The sequence below is a fragment of the Sphingomonas populi genome (genome assembly GCF_004208535.1).
Taxonomy (GTDB): domain Bacteria; phylum Pseudomonadota; class Alphaproteobacteria; order Sphingomonadales; family Sphingomonadaceae; genus Sphingomonas; species Sphingomonas populi.
The window spans coordinates 1-16,831 of record NZ_SGIS01000022.1 but is presented as its reverse complement, the minus strand read 5'-3'; the positions used below and the strand labels follow the sequence as shown (position 1 = coordinate 16,831).

Below are 16,831 nucleotides of genomic sequence, written 5' to 3'. Positions count from 1 at the left end.
TTTGAAGATCATGACTCAGTCTTCCCTTTCCTTGATGTCGGGGGTGGCGGATGCGCCGCCACGATCGCCTTCCTTGAGGGTTTGAAGCGCGACGTGGCGGTGGTGACGGGCATCCTGCTGGCGGCGCAGCGATCGTGCCCAGGACGGAGCGCCATCGGCGGATGCGTGGGGAGTCGGTCCAGTAGAACCGCCGGCGCCATTCAGAGCCGACCAGGCCGCGTCGCGGCCGCGCTCAGCGGCCTCCGACAAGCCCAGCGCTGCCGAAGCCTTTTGGCGGATTGCGTTGCCGGCCGCCTGCGCCATGCCGCCGATGCCGGCGCCGACGCTTGAGGATCCGGTCGCGGTCTGGCCGAGCTGGTAGGAGGCCGACGCTGCTGACCCCATGGCCGTGCCTGCCCGGATCGCACTGAGCGCAGCCCCGCCGACGGCACCGGCCGCGCCCATCGCGGCGCCGCCGCCCAGCGCAACCACGCTGGCCGCGCCAATAGTCGTGCCGAGCGCCGCGCCCGCGCCCAGTTGCGGCGCGCCGGCGACGAGACCCGAGGCGATGCCGGGACCGAAGATACCGAGCCCGAATAGCGTGAGCGACGCCAGCACGAGGCTCATGGCCTGGCCGATGTCGGGTTCCTGGCCCTGAAGGGCGGTGGTAAACTCGCTGAAGAAATTCGAGCCGATGCCGACGATGACGGCGAGCACCATCACCTTGATGCCGGAGCTGACGACATTGCCGAGCACGCGCTCGGCGAGGAAGCTGGTGCGGTTCCAGAGCGCGAACGGCACCAGCACGAAGCCGGCGAGCGTCGTCAGCTTGAACTCGACGATGCACACGAACATCTGCACGGCCAGGATGAAGAAGGCGATGATGACGATCGCCCAGGCAAACAGCAGCACGATGATGGTCAGGAAATTGTCGAAGAAGCTGGTGAAGCCGATCAGCTTCGAGACCTGCTCGAGCAGCGGCCAGGCCGCCGAGAAGCCGGTGCTGGCAAGGCGGCCGGGTTTGAGGAGATTATCTGCGGTAAGCGTTCCGCCGCCCGCCGTCAGGCCGGCCGCCGTGAAGGAACGGAAGATGATGTCGGCGAGGGTCGAGAAGCGGTTCAGGATGAAAGCGAACGCCCCGACATACAGAATCTTCTTGATGAAGCGACCGATCACGCCCTGCTCGCCGCCCATCGCCCAGAACAGGCCGGCGAGCGTGATGTCGATGCCGATCAGGGTCGTGGTCAGGAAGGCGACATCGCCCCCCAGCAGCCCGAACCCGCTGTCGATGTAGCGGATGAAGGTCTGCAGGAACCGATCGATGACGTTCAGGTCGTTCATAGGGAAATCCTGGGAATGAAGCCGCGCAGGTCCGATCTGGGATGAGGGCGCTTGGGGCGCGGCCTCATGACCGAACCTGCGCGGCGGCAGCGACGAGGAGGCGATTCGCCGCCGCCTGCGCCGGCCCCGGCTTACTGGGGAGTGTAAGCCGAGCCGGAACCGAGGAACCTGGTGGTGGCGGCGCGTGCGTCGATCTCGGCCTGCGCGCGCCGCGCCTGTTCGATCGCCTGTGCCCGGTATTGTGCCGCCATCAGGTTCTGAATCTGGAACTGCTGCTTGGCGGTCAGCGCGAGCAACTGGTTGGTGGCTTGGCTGACCTGCAGCGCGCCTTCGGCGCCCTGGCTCCGCGATACGATGCCGTTGAGGGTCTGGGCATCAGCCTGGACATTTTCGACGACCTGCGCCTGCACACCCATCGTCTGTTTGTAGGCCGACATCTCGGTGTCGAGCCGCGTCCGCGCGGCGACAACCTGGCCGTTCATGGTCAGCGCCTGGTTGAAGCTCTGGGGAAAGAGCTGGCGGAACTGCTGGTCGAGACCGCCAATGCGGAACTGGATGCCCTGCGCTTGGCCCATCAACTGGTCGATCTGCCGAAGCGTCTGGGTGATCGCCTGGATTTCAGGAAAGCTGATGGTGGTAAGGTTCTTCGCCTGGTTGATCAGGCTCTGTGCCTGGTTCTGCAAGCTGCGGATTTGGTTGTTGATCTGCTGAAGCGTTCGCGCGGCGGTCAGGATATTCTGGCTGTAGTTGCTGGGATCGAACACGACGATCGCGTGCGCTGGCGCGCTCGGCAGCGCGATGCCGGTCAGGCCGGCACCAGCGGCGGCGATGCAGAGCGCGCTGGCGGTCATGTATTTCGTGGTGCGGATGCGGACATGGTGGTTACTCCTTGATGCTGAGGCTGGTGAATCCGGCGATGAGCGGCACGGCCCAATCGAGGCCTGCGTCGGCGAGGAAGCGGGCAGCGAAATCGGTCGGCCCGAATTCTGTGAGAAGGGCGTCGATCCGCGCCTGGGTCGCGGGATCGGAGGCGCCGCACAGCGCCAGCGCAATCGGGCCGAGGCTGAGTTCGAACAGGCGATTGCCGCGTGCGGATTGCAGGTAATAATGCCGCTTGGGCGTGGCGCGGCTTATCAGCTCGATTTGGGCGGCGTTGAGGCCGAACCGCTCATAGGCGGCGCGCGACTGCGGCTCGATCGCGCGGTCGTTGGGCAGCAATATGCGCTGCGGGCAGCTTTCGATGATGGCGGGCGCGATACTGCTGTCGGCGATGTCGGCGAGGCTCTGGGTCGCGAACAGCACCGCGACATTCTTCTTGCGCAGGACTTTAAGCCATTCGCGGATGCGCGCGGCGAAGAGCGGATGGTCGAGGAAGATCCATGCCTCGTCGAGCACCAGCAGCGTCGGGCGGCCGTCGAACCGCTCCTCGAGGCGGTGGAACAGATAGGTCAGTACCGGCGCGACGACGCCGGCCTGTCCCATCAGCGACTCGGTCTCGAAGCACTGGACGTCGGCGAGAGCGAGTTTCTGCTCGGCCGCGTCGAGGAGCCGGCCATAGGGGCCGTCGAGCGTATAGGACGTGAGTGCGGTTCGCAGCGCATTGGACTGTAGCAGCATGGCGAGCCCGGTCAGCGTCCGCTCCTCCGGGGGCGCCGATGCGAGACTGCCCAACGCCGACCAGACGGCGTCCTTCACGTGCGGATCGACCATGACCTTCTCGTGGGCGAGCAGCGCTGCGATCCATTCCGCCGCCCAACTCCGCTCGGCGGCATCGTCGATGCGGCGGAGCGGCTGGAATGCCAGGGCCTCGCCGCTATCCGCGCCGAGACCGAGGGCATGATGCGCGCCGCCCATCGCCAGCACCGCCGCGCGTGCCGAATAGCCTTTGTCGAAGATATAGACTTGGGAACCGGTATAACGCCGGAACTGGAGCGCGATCAGCGCCAGCAGCACCGACTTGCCCGCGCCAGTCGGTCCGACGACGAGCATGTGGCCGACGTCGCCGACATGGGTGGAGAGGCGGAACGGCGTCGACCCGCTGGTCTGCGCATAGAGCAGCGGCGGCCCGCCGAGGTGCCGGTTTTCGGTTGGGCCTGCCCAGACCGACGACAGCGGCATGAGATGGGCGAGGTTGAGAGTGTGGACCAGCGGCTGGCGCACATTGGCGTAGACCTGACCGGGCAGCGACGACAGCCACGCCTCGACCGCGTTGACGCCTTCGCGCTTGGCGGTGAAGCCGAGGCCGTTGACGATACGCTCGACCGCGCGGACCTTGTCCTCGGCACGGGTGCGGTCGGCAGCCGACACCGTGATCGTCGTGGTCAGGTAGCCGAAGGCGACATGGTCGCCGCCGAGCGCCTGGAGCGCGAGGTCGGCATCCACCACCTTGTTGTCGGCGTCGCTGTCGAGCAGCTGGACCGGCTGGTTGTACATCACCTCGCGCAGCAGCGCGGTGATCGACTTGCGCTTGTTGAACCATTGCCGGCGGATCTTCGTCAGCGCGCTTGTAGCATCGGTCTTGTCGAGCGCGATAAAGCGCGTGACCCAGCGATAGTCGAAATCCTGATGGTTGAGCGCGTCGAGGATGCCGGGCCGGCTCAGGTTCGGGAATCCCAGTACCGTCAGCGTACGCAGATGCCGATCCCCGAGCATGGGCTCCAGCCCGCCGACCAGCGGTGTGTCGGCGAGCAGCGCATCGAAATAGATTGGTGTTTCCGGCACGGCGACCGGATGACGGCGGCTGGAAACGGTGCCGTGGAGATAGGTCAGCGTCTCGGCGTCACCCAGCGCCCGCACCTCGGGCATGAAGCCCGACAGGAGGTCGAGCACGCGATCGGTCTCGGCGATGAAGCCGGCGAGGCTGGCGTGCCAGTCCCGCCCTTTCGCGTCGTCGGGCCGCTCGACCAGCGTCCGTCCAGCCGCATCGCTGCTGTCGGCAGGTGGCAACCAGACCAACGTGCCATGATAGACGCTCTCGAAATGCTGCCCCTCGGCTTCGAAGCCGCCGCGTCGCTCCTGCTCGACCAGCCACGACGCTGCGTCGGGAAAGGCGCTCTCGGGATAGCCGAGCGCCTCGCGCCGCTCGGCCTCGAAGAACAGCGCCCAGCCCGAGCCGAGCCGCTTGAGGACATTGTTCGCCCGTGCGCACGCCGACACCAGTTCCGCCTCGGTCGCGCTTTCGAGGTCGGGACCGCGGAAGGCGAAGCTGCGCTGGAAGCTGCCATCCTTGTTGAGGATGACGCCAGGTGCGACCAGCGCGGCCCAAGGCAGATGGTCGGCGAGCCGATCGGCACGGGATCGGTATTCGGCGAGGTTCAGCATGCCAGATATCCCTTCTGGCGCAGATGGCGCAGCAGGACGGGCACGAAGTCCGGGTCGCGGCGGGCGGCGAAAACGGCAATGCTGTGGCCGATCGCCCAGATCGCGATCCCGACCAGCCATTGCTGGAGGCCCAAACCCATCGCGGCGGCGATCGTACCGTTGACGATCGCGATGCCGCGCGGTGCGCCGCCGAGCAGGATGGCTTGCCCCAAGCTGGCGTGGATCGGCGCTTCGAAGCCAGCAACATGTCCGTTGTCGGTAGGACTCATGCGACGAGCGCTCCGCCGCCAAAGCTGAAGAAGGACAGGAAGAAGCTCGACGCGGCAAATGCGATCGACAGCCCGAAGACGATTTGGATGAGCTTGCGAAAGCCGCCGGCCGTCTCACCGAATGCAAGCGCCAGCCCCGTGGAAATGATGATCAGCACCGCGACGATCTTGGCGACCGGTCCCTGAACCGACTCCAGTACCTGCTGGAGCGGCTGCTCCCAGGGCATGCCCGCGCCGCTGGCATAGGCGTGGCTGGTCATCGTGATCGACAGGCCGAGCATCAGCCCGGTGACGAAGAAGCGGTTGCGGTTGGGAATACGAACGGTCGTCATGTCAGTCTCCTTGCAAGTCAGGGATCAGGGTCGGGGTGAGTTCGACGACAGCGTAGCCGCCGTCTGGATCGAGCCCGGCGACGCGGGCGATCGTCTCGATGCGCCGCGCGGTGCCGCGCCCGGCAATGAACACGATCATGTCGATGGCCTCGGCGACCAGGCGGCGCGGCACGGTGACCACGGCCTCCTGGATGAGCTGCTCGATCCGGTAGAGCGCGGACGCCGCGCTGTTGGCATGGACGGTCGCGATCCCGCCGGGATGACCGGTGTTCCAGGCCTTGAGCATGTCGAGTGCCTCGCCGCCCCGAACCTCGCCGACGATGATGCGGTCGGGCCGAAGGCGCAGCGTCGAGCGCACGAGATCGCCCATGGTGACGGCGGTGTTCTTGTCGGATGCGCTTGGCCGGGTCCTGAGCGCGACGGTGTCGCGCGCCGGCGATTGGAGTTCGCGGGTGTCCTCGATCAGGATCACGCGTTCGTCGAGATGCGCCATTTCGGCGAGCAGCGCGTTGGCGAGTGTGGTCTTACCCGAACTGGTCCCGCCGGCGACGAGGATGTTGCGGCGATCGACGACTGCGAGCGAGAGCATGCGCGCGGTCTCGGCCGACATGATGCCGTCGGTCACATAGTCCATCAGCGTGTAGATGCGGGCAGCGGGTTTGCGGATCGAAAAGCACGGGGCCGTCGAAACCGGCGGCAGGATGCCCTCGAACCGCTCACCGGCGCCAGACCCAAGCGGCGGCAGTTCGGCCGACACGATGGGCTTGTCGCCATGGACTTCGGACCGGACATGCGACGCCACCAGCCGGATGATCCGCTCGACCTGGGGCGCATCGAGCTTTACGTCGGTGTCGACACGGCCTTCGCCGAGGATATCGACGCGCAGCGCACCATCGGGATTGACCATGATCTCGATGACGCGCGGATCGGTGAGCGCGGCGGCAATCGCCGGCCCCATCGCGGTCCGCAGCATGGTACGGCGGCGTTCGGCGGAAACGCTGTCGGTTGGGGCGGAGGTCATGACGCACCTCCATCGGTGTCGATCGGCGTCAGCGTACGCTTGCCACTCGCGAGCTGGCGCCCGACCTGCGAGACGAAGGCCTCGAACCGATCGCGACCGATCGCGCGCGCTGCGGCATCGGCTTCGGGCAACGGCGCTGTCACCATCAACTGGTAGCGGACGAACAGCGCCTGGCTCTCCAGCAGCACGTCGATATCGCGCCGCGCGCCGGCGAGTTCGCGTGTCAGGCGGTCGAGGCGGACCTTGAGCAGGTCATCGACCTCTTTGGTTCCACGGCGCGCCAGCCAGTCACGGAGCGCATCGTTGACGATGTGGCTTTTATTGCCGCGCGGACCAGCGGCGAGCGCCTCGAGCGCATCGCTCAGTTCGCGGTCGATATAGAGGTTCTGGCGGATCTTCATCACGGCCTCAGAAATCCGGTACGAGGTCGCGCTTCGCGCCCTCGTTGATGGCATGGCTACGGACGACGGCGTTCGGCGCTTGCGCCTGGTCCATGGCGCGCTTGTCGGCGGCGACATCGTCGTCGTCCGACACGATCTGGGGATCGCGCGTTTCGGCGGCGTCGGTCGTCTTGGAAACCTGTTCGGGAAGGGCGGGATGGCGCTGTTGCTGCATGCCGCCGTCGTCCTCGCCACCTGCGGCGTCCTTCGCCTGTTTCAGGCGGTCGTCGGTGCCGCGCACCTGATTGGACCAGTCGTCGCCGCGCGACTTTGGACGGTCGGCATATTGACCAGCCACCACCGCTGGCGCGGGTGCCACCCGGGCGGCGAAGTTGCGGTCTTGGAAGTAGCGCAGCTTGCGCGCCCGGATCGGCGCGAGCCCGGAGATAAGCACAAGCTCCTCGTCGGCCGAAAGTTGCATGACCTCGCCCGGGGTCAGAAGCTGGCGGGCAGTCTCCTGACGGCTGACCATGACGTGCGCGAGCCACGGGGCAAGCCGGTGGCCGGCATAGTTGCGCATAGCGCGCTGTTCGGTCGCGGTGCCGAGCGCGTCGGAAATGCGCTTGGCGGTGCGTTCGTCATTGGTGGCGAAGGCGACACGGACGTGGCAATTGTCGAGGATGGCGTTGTGATCGCCGTACGCCTTCTCGATCTGGTTGAGGCTTTGCGCAATCAGGAAGGCCCGGATGCCGTATCCGGCCATGAAGGCCAGGCTGGTCTCGAAGAAATCGAGGCGACCCAGTGCCGGAAACTCGTCGAGCATCATCAGAAGTTGGTGCCGGCGCGCGGAGGTTCCGGGCTGGTCGAGCCGCTCGGTGAGGCGGCGGCCGATCTGGTTGAGCACGAGCCGGATCAGCGGCTTGGTGCGGCTGATGTCCGATGGCGGGATGACGAGATAGAGCGACAAGGGGCGCTCGGCCTCGATCAGGTCGGCAATTCGCCAGTCGCAGCGCGAGGTAACCTCGGCCACGGTCGGATCGCGATAGAGGCCGAGGAAGGACATGGCCGTCGACAGCACGCCTGAACGCTCGTTCTCGCTCTTGTTGAGCAGTTCGCGCGCGGCGGACGCGACGACGGGATGGACCCTGGGATTCCTGTCGTTGCCGAGATGATTTGTGGTCATCATCCGCCGGAGCGTGGCGACGAAGCTGCGCTGCGGATCGGACAGAAAGGTCGCGACCCGCGCGAGCGTCTTCTCCTCCTCGGCGTAGAGGATATGGAGGATCGCGCCGACCAGCAGCGAATGGCTGGTCTTTTCCCAATGGTTGCGACGTTCGAGCGCGCCTTCGGGATCGACCAGGATATCGGCGATATTCTGGACGTCGCGCACCTCGTTGACGCCGCGCCGGACTTCGAGCAGCGGATTGTAATGCGCCGACGCCGCGTCGGTGGGATTAAACAGCAGGCAATGCGAGAAGCGCGCGCGCCATCCGGCGGTCAGCGTCCAGTTTTCACCCTTGATGTCGTGAACGACGGTCGAACCTGTCCAGGACAACAAGGTCGGGACGACAAGGCCCACGCCCTTGCCGCTCCGTGTCGGCGCGAACGCCATGATGTGCTCGGGGCCGTCATGGCGCAGATAGCGGCCCCCGAGCGTGCCGAGCATAACGCCGGCGTGCCGATGCAGCCCGGCGCGCTCGATCTCGCGGGAGCTTGCCCAGCGGGCCGAACCATAGGTGGTGACGTTGCTCGACTGACGCGCGCGCCAAAGCGAGCCGAAGATCGCTGCCGCGCAGCCGATGAAGCCGCTGGCGCCGGCGAGCATGCCCGCTTTGTCGAAGACGACCGGGGCGTAGGTATCATAGTGATACCACCAGCCGAACAGCGCCCAAGGATGGTAGATCGGAACAGTGCCGAGCCGGAACCAGGGCAACCCCAGTTCGGGCTGATAGGCCAGCATCGCCGCAGCCCATTGCGTCGCGGCCCAGACCCCCGCGATGACGATCGCGAAGACGACAAGGATCTGGCCGATAAGCAATTTGGTGGGTGTCACGTCGAGGCTCCCGCCCTCCGGACAGGACCGGCTCGGGCGGATTCAGACTCGGGGACAGGCTTGAAAAACGGAACGGGGCTGATGGGAGCAGAAGGGCTCGCGTCGGCCAGCTTTGGCCGAGTGGGGGAACCGGAAGCTATCCGGCAGGCGCCGTCCGACCCTCCTGAAGCGCGAATGATGCCAGTTTGATCCCGCTGCCACGTCGGTCAATCAAGAAATCAATTTCCATTGAGAGTCGCGCATGACACCGCCAACGCTGTATACAAATCGATCGGGACGCTGGTGACGCTTCGCCCTCCCGCCGTTCCGCATCGATGCTGTCAAAGCTATTCCGAGACAGCCCTCGGCAAATGGCGGCGCCTAGAGGCCCGCGTCGCTCCTGAGCGTTTCGATGCGCTCGCGAGATATTACCTCGACGATGTCGCGTAGCGAACGGACCGACTGCGATAGGGCGTCCAGATCGTCATTACCGATCTCGTAGCTGGCCGAATAGCGCGCCTCCACATACGCGCGCTTCAGAAGTTCGAAGCGACGGCGGTCGATTCGGGTCGCGCGCGTCCACGCCTGAATCAGCCGCGGCTCGCTGTCCTCGGCCAGCGACCGTAGGAATTTGATGTTGTGCGAGCGCGGAAAATAGAGCGTGCGAACGAGCAGAAAGCAGATGTAGGCCCGTTCCGTCGCCTGATGCAGCGTGAATGCCGCGTCCTTCCGCTTGCCCTTTTCGATGCAGAATTCAGCGATCTCTATCGCGTCATTCACTTTCGCAAGCCAATCCGAGAAATAGGCATGTGCCATCTCATAGGCATCGGCGGCCGTCAGCGGCTGCGGCGTGGCAAGTGCGCTCCCGGGCAATTCGTAGAGAACGATCCCGTCGCGGGCGATATCGACCCAGAAATATTCACCCCGGCTCAGCGCCTGGTTCACCTCCTGCAGCGTGTGGACGATGATGTTCACCGGCCGCGCAATCGCGGTATCGCGCAGGATTTTATCCTCGGCGACATACCAGTAGTCGGCAATGTCGGTAAGGTCGGGATGGCTGACGATGACTAGCAGGTCGTAGTCGGACTGGTAGCCATTCTCGGGTTCATCGACCCAATCATCCCGCGCGTAGCTGCCAAACAGGATGACCTTGAGGATGCGGCCATTCTTCTTCCACGGCTGGTTCGCGCGCGCGGTCGCTTCGGCGAACTCGCCCATCAGCAATTGCTTCACCCGATCCAGTTCGCCTTGCTGGATCGAGGGCAGATGATCGACATCAGAGCGCACGGCGGCGGTTCTCGCGAGAGACCAAGCGCTTGGCAAGCCTTGACCACGCGCATGGGCACGTCGATGGTACCGCCTCACGCACGAGCGCAGCCTCGTAGATATCGAAGACGCCTGCGCATCACCCGGTTGTCTCCCTTATTTAAGCCCGCTTACCTTAGCCTGTTTGCTAATTAAGCCAAGAGCCAGTTGCTTAAATAAGAGACTCTCCGCATATTGGGTCCGCATGGTTGATCCCGAATCCAATCTGCGGCTGGGCCGCTTCGTTGAGACCCCCGTTGCGGGCGAAGTTGTGCGGGCCTTCGTACCGCCGCCGCTTCCACCAGCGCCACCCGTCGATGTGCTGGGCCTGCTCGATCGCCTCAGCCTGGCCGAACGCGCATTGGGTCGCCTCGACGGCATCACCATGCTCCTGCCGCGCCAGGAACTCTTCCTCTACATGTACGTGCGAAAGGAAGCGGTGCTGTCCTCACAGATCGAGGGCACGCAATCGACCTTGTCGGACCTGCTCCGCTTCGAAACCGAGGCGCGGGCCGGCCAGCCGATCGACGATATCCGCGAGGTCTCGAACTACGTCGACGCTATGATGTACGGGCTCGATCGGCTGGAAGAACTGCCGCTGTCGCTTCGTCTCATCCGCGAGATGCACGAACGCCTACTGCAAAGCGGCCGCGGCGGCACCAAAAACCCCGGCGAATTCAGGCGATCACAAAATTGGATCGGCGGCACGCGCCCCGGCAACGCGCTGTTTGTGCCACCGCCGATTACGGAACTCGATGGCTGCCTGGATGCTCTCGAACGCTTCATGCACGAGAGTGAATCTCGCCTGCCCGCGCTGATCAAGGCGGGCCTCCTCCACGTTCAATTCGAGACGATCCACCCGTTCCTTGATGGCAACGGCCGCATCGGGCGCCTGCTGGTGACGCTGTATCTTTGCGTCAACGGTGTACTGCGCAAGCCGCTGCTCTACCTCAGTCTATATCTGAAAACCCACCGGACCGACTATTACCGGCTGCTTCAGGAGGTGCGCGAGCATGGCGCATGGGAGGCCTGGCTCGACTTCTTCCTCGCCGGCGTAGCCGACACCGCCAACCAAGCGTTCGACGCTGCCACCCGCATTGTCGATCTGTTCAAGGAGGATCGCGAACGCATTACGACGGAAAGTGATCGTGCGGGCTCAGCGCTCCGGGTTCATGACCTTTTTCAGCAAAACCCGTTTCTCACCGCCAACCAGCTTGTAGGGCGAACAGGACTCTCGGCGCCAACGGTCAACGCTGTACTGGCGGACCTTGAGCGCTTCGGCGTGGTCGATGAAGTCACGGGCAAGAAGCGAGGGCGGGTTTTCGGCTATCGCAGATATCTCGCTATCCTCAGCGAAGGGACGGAACCGTTGTTATCCGCGACATCAGGCATGGCGACTTAGCCCCGCGTGCCGGTCGCTCCAGGGCACCACCCATTAACCCACAAACCGCGCGCCCAAAGGACACGCCGTTGTTTCGCGGAATGTCGGGGGCGGGGACATTTGCGCCGTTGCTCGGCGATGCCACGGATGACGGCTTCCAGCCGAGCCCCGGACATTTGCGAAGTGCGTGAATCGCGTCTGGGAACGGGAAGGTCCGGCCGTTAGCTGACGGGCGACCTTCAACCTGCCGACGCGGAATAGCAGACGTTGTCGACGGCGAACGGCCTGCGGCTTGGTGCATCACGGCGGCGCAATGCTGCGCAAGGCCACTTCGGACCGCTGGATGGGCAGCCGCGCAGCGTCGAAGGGCGGCCGATACCTAAAGCGTATTACGACCCAATTGGAACCGGCAGCTTATTGCAAGCGACTACGCCGCCTCGACGTCCTCCTTCAACTTCTGGTAATTCCGAGCGAATTCGGCGCTCGTCTCATCAAGGTCTATCTCGAGATATTTGCTTCGGACCTCGGCAATCACGCGACCCAGCGTGAGTGACAGCGATGCAACGATGGTCCGGATCTCCTCGGCCGCCCTCGTCTCTTGCCTATAGTCGCGATTCGGTCCCCGCACACCGAGGGCATGCACCCACGGCGTATTCGTATCGCGGTAGACATGATCGAAGCTGAGCGATGACTTCAGGTCATGGTATAACGATCGCAACTGCTGTTCGAGATTTTCGTCGTAGAGTCGAAAACTCGGACTGTTGATCAAGGGCTCGAGGTTGTCGCTCATCACGATCGCAAAATAGTGAAGCCTGTCGGGCATCTCCTGAATGTGCGTTCCCAACATGTCGATGCTGATGTGACGAAGGAACCAGCGAAGGTTCACCAGATCGCGCTGGCGCTTGATCTCCGCTTCCGATTTCCCTTCCAGGTCGCGCGGTCGGAGAGGTTGCTGATCGAGGATGGTCTCGACCGCAATCGTGACGAGGTCAGTCAGCTTTTTCTGATCCGCAGCGGCGAGCTTTTTCGCCTCCGCAATCTTGTATTTTGATATCCGGTGCCGGTCGAAGTCGAACGGCAGATTGTCGAACGTGGCCAACTCCTCGTTGAACAGCAGGATGATTCGGTCCCACCCGAGATGTGCGGCAGCTAGCCCGAGTTCGAACGTGACATTGGGATTCGGAAGGCTCTTGCCGTCCGTCAACACGGCAATCGAGGTGACATCGCCGACGAAGATGTCGCTCTTCTGGATCTTCTCGGCGAGCTTTCCAGGAATGTAGGGCGAACCCGGAACATTCCTCGTCGCCTCATCGGGCGTCACCTGCTCGCCGAACTTTGCCGTCATGGCCGCCGCCGCAGCTGCGACGGCGCCACGGATGGCTCGCGTATTCGCGTTCGGTGCCACGTCGCTCTGCCAGGAGAAGAAAATCGTCGTCATGACCACACACTAGTCGGGGTCTCGCTGCGAACCAAATCAACCATTCTGGGCTTGCTTTCACATTCCCTGTCCAAAGCGACGCCTCGATCCTATAACCCTGCAGAAGAGGGGATCCTGTTCTAATGCTTGGGGAAGAACAACAGCGCGGCAGGCAGATCCTTGCCCTTGCACGGGCGGCATCCGGCGAGGTCGACAACAACTTGTCGGTCGACGCGCGGGCGGCATTCTGCTTGTCCCTGCTGGACGGTGTCCCTCATACCGGCCGGATCGGCCTGTTCACCTCCTCGATCGAACCCCTCGCCGTCGAAGAGCGCCATTACTGGACCGGCGTCTTCTACACCCTTTTGCTGAGTGCGGAGACCAGGCGGACGCAGGCTACGTATTTCACCCCTCCCTATCTTGCGAACGCCGTACTGGACCTGGCGATCGGCGCGGGCTTCAACCTCGCTCAGCACGACGTGCTCGATCCTGCCGCAGGCGGCGCCGCCTTCCTATCGACGATCGCGGCGCGCATGCAGCAGGCCGGTCTTGAGGCGGACGACATCGTCTACCGGCTGAACGGTATCGAGATTGATCCCGGCCTCGCCGCGATCTCACGCTCGCTGATCCAGCGCCGGCTCGGGGAGACCGTGGCGCGCGAGATGATCGTCACCGCGGACGCGCTCCGGGTGAAGCCGCTCGCCGCGTACAACCTCGTCGTCGCGAATCCGCCATATGGACGACTGCACGTCGACGAACTGCCCGACGATAACTGGAAAGCGATCGCCCACTCCGGCCACATCAACAAATATGCCGTCTTCACCGAATATTGCTTCCGGATGGCAAAGCCGAACGCCCTTCTCGCCTTGGTGATACCCTCGAGCTTCAGGGCGGGTCCGCTCTACGACCGAATGCGCTCCTACATCCGGTCAAATGGCCAGGTTGTCGCGCTCGGCTCGGTGGATGGTCGCAAGGACGTCTTCGTCGACGTCGCCCAGGATGTGAGCGTCCTGCTCGTGCGGAAGGGTGCCAGTCACAAGACGAGTGTCCCTGTCAGCTTTCCGGTGCTCGGCCTGGGGGAGATCGAAGAGCCTCAGCGGCGACGCCTTCCTGCGGACGCGACACGCCCCTGGCCAACGCCGGCTCCCGATGGGGAAGTTCTTGGCGGAGCCACGCTAGCGGACTACGGCATAACCGTGAGGGCCGGATACTTTGTCTGGAACCGCGAACAGCACCGGATGGCCGAGGAAGGCGACCCAAACGCCTACCCGCTGATGTGGGCAAAGAACGTGAAGGCAGGCAAGCTTTGCCGGCCCGCTGCAAAAAAAGGGACGGGCATCGACTTCGTTACCGTCGATCCGACCAGCTCCGCGATCGTGCGTGGCCCGGCGATCGTCATGCAGCGCACGACCAACACCAAGCAGCCGCGTCGGCTGATATGCTCCCGTGTGGCGCCAGCGGTCTCGAAGAAGTGGAACGGCTTCATCACCGAGAACCACACGATCATCCTCACCGGTGCCGATCCGGCGCGACTGAAGCTCGTGGAAGCCCTGCTCAACACGGCGGCCGTGGACGCCCGATATCGGCGTGTCTCCGGCACGGCTTCGATCTCGGTTACTCTTCTTCGCGAACTGGACCTGCCGCTCCCCAACGCTTTCGCAGAGGCGATGGCGTCGCACGGTGATGACGCCGAGATTGCGGCCGTCGCCGCGTATGGATCGGGCGCCAAGACCAGAACTACCGAGCACGCGTGATGTCGGGGCGACGGCGACCGTTCAGGAATGCGCCAGGCGCCAGCCGCGAGGATCAGGCGCGTCAGCGGAAGGAAGCCGCCGAGCGGAAGTTCAGCCAGTTCAAGGCGCGTGACGTGACCAAGCGCGAAAGCGTGACGCCGGAAGCCGAGCCGGCCCCGCCGCCCCGACTTCAGCGGGATTCCGCCGGACTGATCGGCGCACTCGCCAACGTCCCCTTCTACCGCATAGGTGATGCCGAGCCGATGACCGTTTCGCCAGCCTACAACGCGCTGGTGGAGACCGCCGTCACTGTCATGAACACCGGCGAGAGCATTGCGGTCCTCTGTTGGCCTGCGGGCCAGACCTGCCTATCCGGTCTCGTTGGACTCCTCGCACTTGCCGATGTCGCGGCTGCGCCCAAGAAAAAATTCGACAAGGGGGGTAGCAAACTCATCGGCTGCGAGCGACCGACCGGCATTCGGGTCGCACTCTACCCCCACGCTAGGACCACACACACAGCGTCGCGCGAGGTCCAGATCGATCGGGATCGGCTGGGATCGATAAGCATCATGCACAGCACCCGCCATCTCGCAGGCGACGATGACGGTGGTTTCAAAGACTATCATCAGGTCCTAGCGCGCGTCCGCAAGATGACCGGCAAGGCTCTGGATGGCTCGACTTACGCCGAATTCGAGCATCCCGTGCTCGACGAGATCGTGCCGCACGGATCGGCTCGGAGCGGATGCCCGCAGACTGGGCGCCTGCTCTGGAGGACGAAGAGCAAGACCGATCTGGGATCCCAAAGCAGAAACGAACTTGCCGACGATCCAGGTCGAGCGCGTTTCTTCCTCTACACCATCCACCACACAGACGCATTGCGTCGGGAGCTGGCTGCGCTCACCCAACCGCCGGACCTTCTGATCCTCGATCTGACCAGGAAAGCCTGTAACAGGCTCGGGCGAGACTGGCGCGACCGCGCGGTTAAGGCCCTCGAGGAGATCAGGACAGCGATGCCCACGGTCGGCATCATGGCGGTCACCGAGGATCCCTGGACATACGACTTCGAGCGCTTCGACCTGCTCGCTACGAAGCCCGCAGTGAAGAAGGCCCGGCTTACACCCGCGAAGAGTCGGATCATCTTCGAGACCGAAGATGCGATCCTCACCCCTGCGACGGCGTCGCCGGCCGTCCAATGGGAAGGGGCGCTCCGTATCAAGGCGGGTGGCTTTCTCGGCACGCTCGCGTCGGTCATCGACGAACTACGATCCATCAACGCCAAGCTCCGCAACGCCGGCGATGAAGCCTCATCGGAGGCGGTCCGCACGGTGATGATGAAACTGAAGCGGGCCGCCTGTCTCCCCGGTTCCCTTGCGGAATTCAGCGAATTCCTCGAGACGACCGCCAACGACGTCGTCGCCGCCGACACCATGACGGGATACGCGATCGCGGCCGAGATGCACGAACTCACCGGACGGGATAGCGCGGCGCTCGACATCTCGCCGGAGATCGGCGACGCCAAGCGCCGGGCAGCGGCCGTCATCACGGCCGCCGAGCGCACCACGCCCATGGTAAGTCTACTGAACGAAGCCCTCGCTCCGGCCCTGCGATCGAGCTCTAGGACGCTCTTCGCCTTCCGCAACGAGTCATTGTCCGACTTCGCCGTCGCCCGGTTCGGTGTGGAACATCCGAAACTGCTCGAGCGGCTGGACGACAACATGATCCGCTTCAGCACACTTCACGGACTGACAGACATCGGCCAGCTTCCATATCCTGCGAGGCGCCAATACAAGCGCGCCGTTGTCGTCGCCCCGACGCGTGCCTCGATCCTGCAGGTTCTCGCCCTGCCCTGGCTGCCTGACGAGGTCGAATTCCTCGCCGACGCCGACACGCTACGGTTCGCCGCGCGCGACGCGGTTCGCCTCGGAACTGAGCTCTCGCATATGCCGATCGGCGCCAGACTCACCCGGTTCGCGAAGGCCGCCAACGACCGAGTGAGCGGGATCGGTGGCCATGTCGTGCAGCTCGACACCGCGGACATCCCGTCCGACGATGTCGAGTTCCCGAGCGGCGGCGTGGTCGATTTGCGCAGCGGTTATGGAGGCCGTGGCGATAAGACGACCTACGAACTGGTTCTCGATCGCGACCGGCGCATCCTCGCCAGGCCGAGCACCGGCATCGTCGTCCGCAACAAGCACTGAGCTGCTGCCGGTCCCATGGACACCAAGTTAGGCTACATGCGCTTGCCGCTCGAAGTCCATGGGGCTGAGATAGCCCAGCGTCGAGTGCCGGCGCGTCGGGTTGTAGAAGCGCTCGATATAAT

At 64.2% G+C, this 16,831-nt stretch carries 14 protein-coding genes; 3 read left to right on the top strand and 11 right to left on the bottom strand.

Annotation, left to right across the window (positions count from 1 at the left end; translation table 11 throughout):
• Positions 1 to 15: 15 nt before the first annotated feature.
• From trbL to EWE75_RS14500, 9 genes are all read right to left on the bottom strand, one after another.
• Positions 16 to 1,320, bottom strand: coding sequence for a P-type conjugative transfer protein TrbL (trbL, locus tag EWE75_RS14540; protein WP_130158735.1), 1,305 nt, complete (start codon positions 1,318 to 1,320; stop codon positions 16 to 18).
• A gap of 131 nt (positions 1,321 to 1,451) precedes the next feature.
• Complete coding sequence (gene trbJ / locus EWE75_RS14535) at positions 1,452 to 2,171, bottom strand: P-type conjugative transfer protein TrbJ (RefSeq protein ID WP_130158733.1); 720 nt, start codon at positions 2,169 to 2,171, stop codon at positions 1,452 to 1,454.
• A 31-nt stretch (positions 2,172 to 2,202) separates the two neighbouring features.
• Positions 2,203 to 4,641, bottom strand: a complete 2,439-nt coding sequence (trbE, locus tag EWE75_RS14530; protein WP_130158731.1) for a conjugal transfer protein TrbE — start codon at positions 4,639 to 4,641, stop codon at positions 2,203 to 2,205.
• Positions 4,635 to 4,910, bottom strand: a complete 276-nt coding sequence (locus EWE75_RS14525; protein ID WP_130158729.1) for a VirB3 family type IV secretion system protein — start codon at positions 4,908 to 4,910, stop codon at positions 4,635 to 4,637. Before EWE75_RS14525 ends, trbE begins: the two co-directional genes overlap by 7 nt.
• Complete coding sequence (locus EWE75_RS14520; RefSeq protein ID WP_130158727.1) at positions 4,907 to 5,242, bottom strand: TrbC/VirB2 family type IV secretion system protein; 336 nt, start codon at positions 5,240 to 5,242, stop codon at positions 4,907 to 4,909. The genes EWE75_RS14525 and EWE75_RS14520 overlap by 4 nt, the downstream gene beginning before the upstream one ends.
• A gap of 1 nt (position 5,243) precedes the next feature.
• Positions 5,244 to 6,263, bottom strand: a complete 1,020-nt coding sequence (trbB, locus tag EWE75_RS14515) for a P-type conjugative transfer ATPase TrbB (protein ID WP_130158725.1) — start codon at positions 6,261 to 6,263, stop codon at positions 5,244 to 5,246.
• Positions 6,260 to 6,664: a CopG family transcriptional regulator gene (locus EWE75_RS14510; protein ID WP_130158722.1), complete on the bottom strand. Its 405-nt coding sequence runs from the start codon at positions 6,662 to 6,664 to the stop codon at positions 6,260 to 6,262. The genes trbB and EWE75_RS14510 overlap by 4 nt, the downstream gene beginning before the upstream one ends.
• Positions 6,665 to 6,671: 7 nt before the next feature.
• A complete protein-coding gene (locus EWE75_RS14505) occupies positions 6,672 to 8,696 on the bottom strand; it encodes a conjugal transfer protein TraG (RefSeq protein WP_130158720.1) in 2,025 nt (674 codons plus the stop codon).
• A 360-nt stretch (positions 8,697 to 9,056) separates the two neighbouring features.
• Positions 9,057 to 9,962, bottom strand: coding sequence for a HEPN domain-containing protein (locus EWE75_RS14500; protein WP_130158718.1), 906 nt, complete (start codon positions 9,960 to 9,962; stop codon positions 9,057 to 9,059).
• A gap of 223 nt (positions 9,963 to 10,185) precedes the next feature.
• Here EWE75_RS14500 and EWE75_RS14495 point away from each other — a divergent pair, with 223 nt between their 5' ends.
• Positions 10,186 to 11,382, top strand: coding sequence for a Fic family protein (locus EWE75_RS14495; RefSeq protein WP_130158716.1), 1,197 nt, complete (start codon positions 10,186 to 10,188; stop codon positions 11,380 to 11,382).
• Between the two features lie 406 nt (positions 11,383 to 11,788).
• Here the strand turns inward: EWE75_RS14495 and EWE75_RS14490 are convergent, their stop codons facing one another.
• Complete coding sequence (locus EWE75_RS14490) at positions 11,789 to 12,799, bottom strand: hypothetical protein (RefSeq protein WP_130158714.1); 1,011 nt, start codon at positions 12,797 to 12,799, stop codon at positions 11,789 to 11,791.
• Positions 12,800 to 12,921: 122 nt separating this feature from the next.
• Here EWE75_RS14490 and EWE75_RS14485 point away from each other — a divergent pair, with 122 nt between their 5' ends.
• Together EWE75_RS14485 and EWE75_RS14480 are read left to right on the top strand one after the other, a co-directional pair.
• Positions 12,922 to 14,532 (top strand): N-6 DNA methylase, encoded by a 1,611-nt coding sequence (locus EWE75_RS14485; RefSeq protein WP_130158711.1) that lies wholly within the window; start codon positions 12,922 to 12,924, stop codon positions 14,530 to 14,532.
• A 113-nt stretch (positions 14,533 to 14,645) separates the two neighbouring features.
• Positions 14,646 to 16,709 carry a hypothetical protein gene (locus EWE75_RS14480; protein WP_130158709.1) on the top strand — a complete coding sequence of 688 codons (2,064 nt, stop codon included), beginning with the start codon at positions 14,646 to 14,648 and terminating at the stop codon, positions 16,707 to 16,709.
• A gap of 27 nt (positions 16,710 to 16,736) precedes the next feature.
• Here the strand turns inward: EWE75_RS14480 and EWE75_RS26160 are convergent.
• On the bottom strand, positions 16,737 to 16,831 hold a 95-nt coding region (locus EWE75_RS26160), incomplete at its 5' end, for an IS3 family transposase (protein WP_345789387.1).

Coding starts and splice junctions, on each gene's coding strand:
- trbL (WP_130158735.1), bottom strand. CDS start 1,320: ATGAACGACCTGAACGTCATCGATCGGTTCCTGCAGACCTTCATCCGC.
- trbJ (WP_130158733.1), bottom strand. CDS start 2,171: ATGACCGCCAGCGCGCTCTGCATCGCCGCCGCTGGTGCCGGCCTGACC.
- trbE (WP_130158731.1), bottom strand. CDS start 4,641: ATGCTGAACCTCGCCGAATACCGATCCCGTGCCGATCGGCTCGCCGAC.
- EWE75_RS14525 (WP_130158729.1), bottom strand. CDS start 4,910: ATGAGTCCTACCGACAACGGACATGTTGCTGGCTTCGAAGCGCCGATC.
- EWE75_RS14520 (WP_130158727.1), bottom strand. CDS start 5,242: ATGACGACCGTTCGTATTCCCAACCGCAACCGCTTCTTCGTCACCGGG.
- trbB (WP_130158725.1), bottom strand. CDS start 6,263: ATGACCTCCGCCCCAACCGACAGCGTTTCCGCCGAACGCCGCCGTACC.
- EWE75_RS14510 (WP_130158722.1), bottom strand. CDS start 6,664: ATGAAGATCCGCCAGAACCTCTATATCGACCGCGAACTGAGCGATGCG.
- EWE75_RS14495 (WP_130158716.1), top strand. CDS start 10,186: ATGGTTGATCCCGAATCCAATCTGCGGCTGGGCCGCTTCGTTGAGACC.
- EWE75_RS14490 (WP_130158714.1), bottom strand. CDS start 12,799: ATGACGACGATTTTCTTCTCCTGGCAGAGCGACGTGGCACCGAACGCG.
- EWE75_RS14485 (WP_130158711.1), top strand. CDS start 12,922: ATGCTTGGGGAAGAACAACAGCGCGGCAGGCAGATCCTTGCCCTTGCA.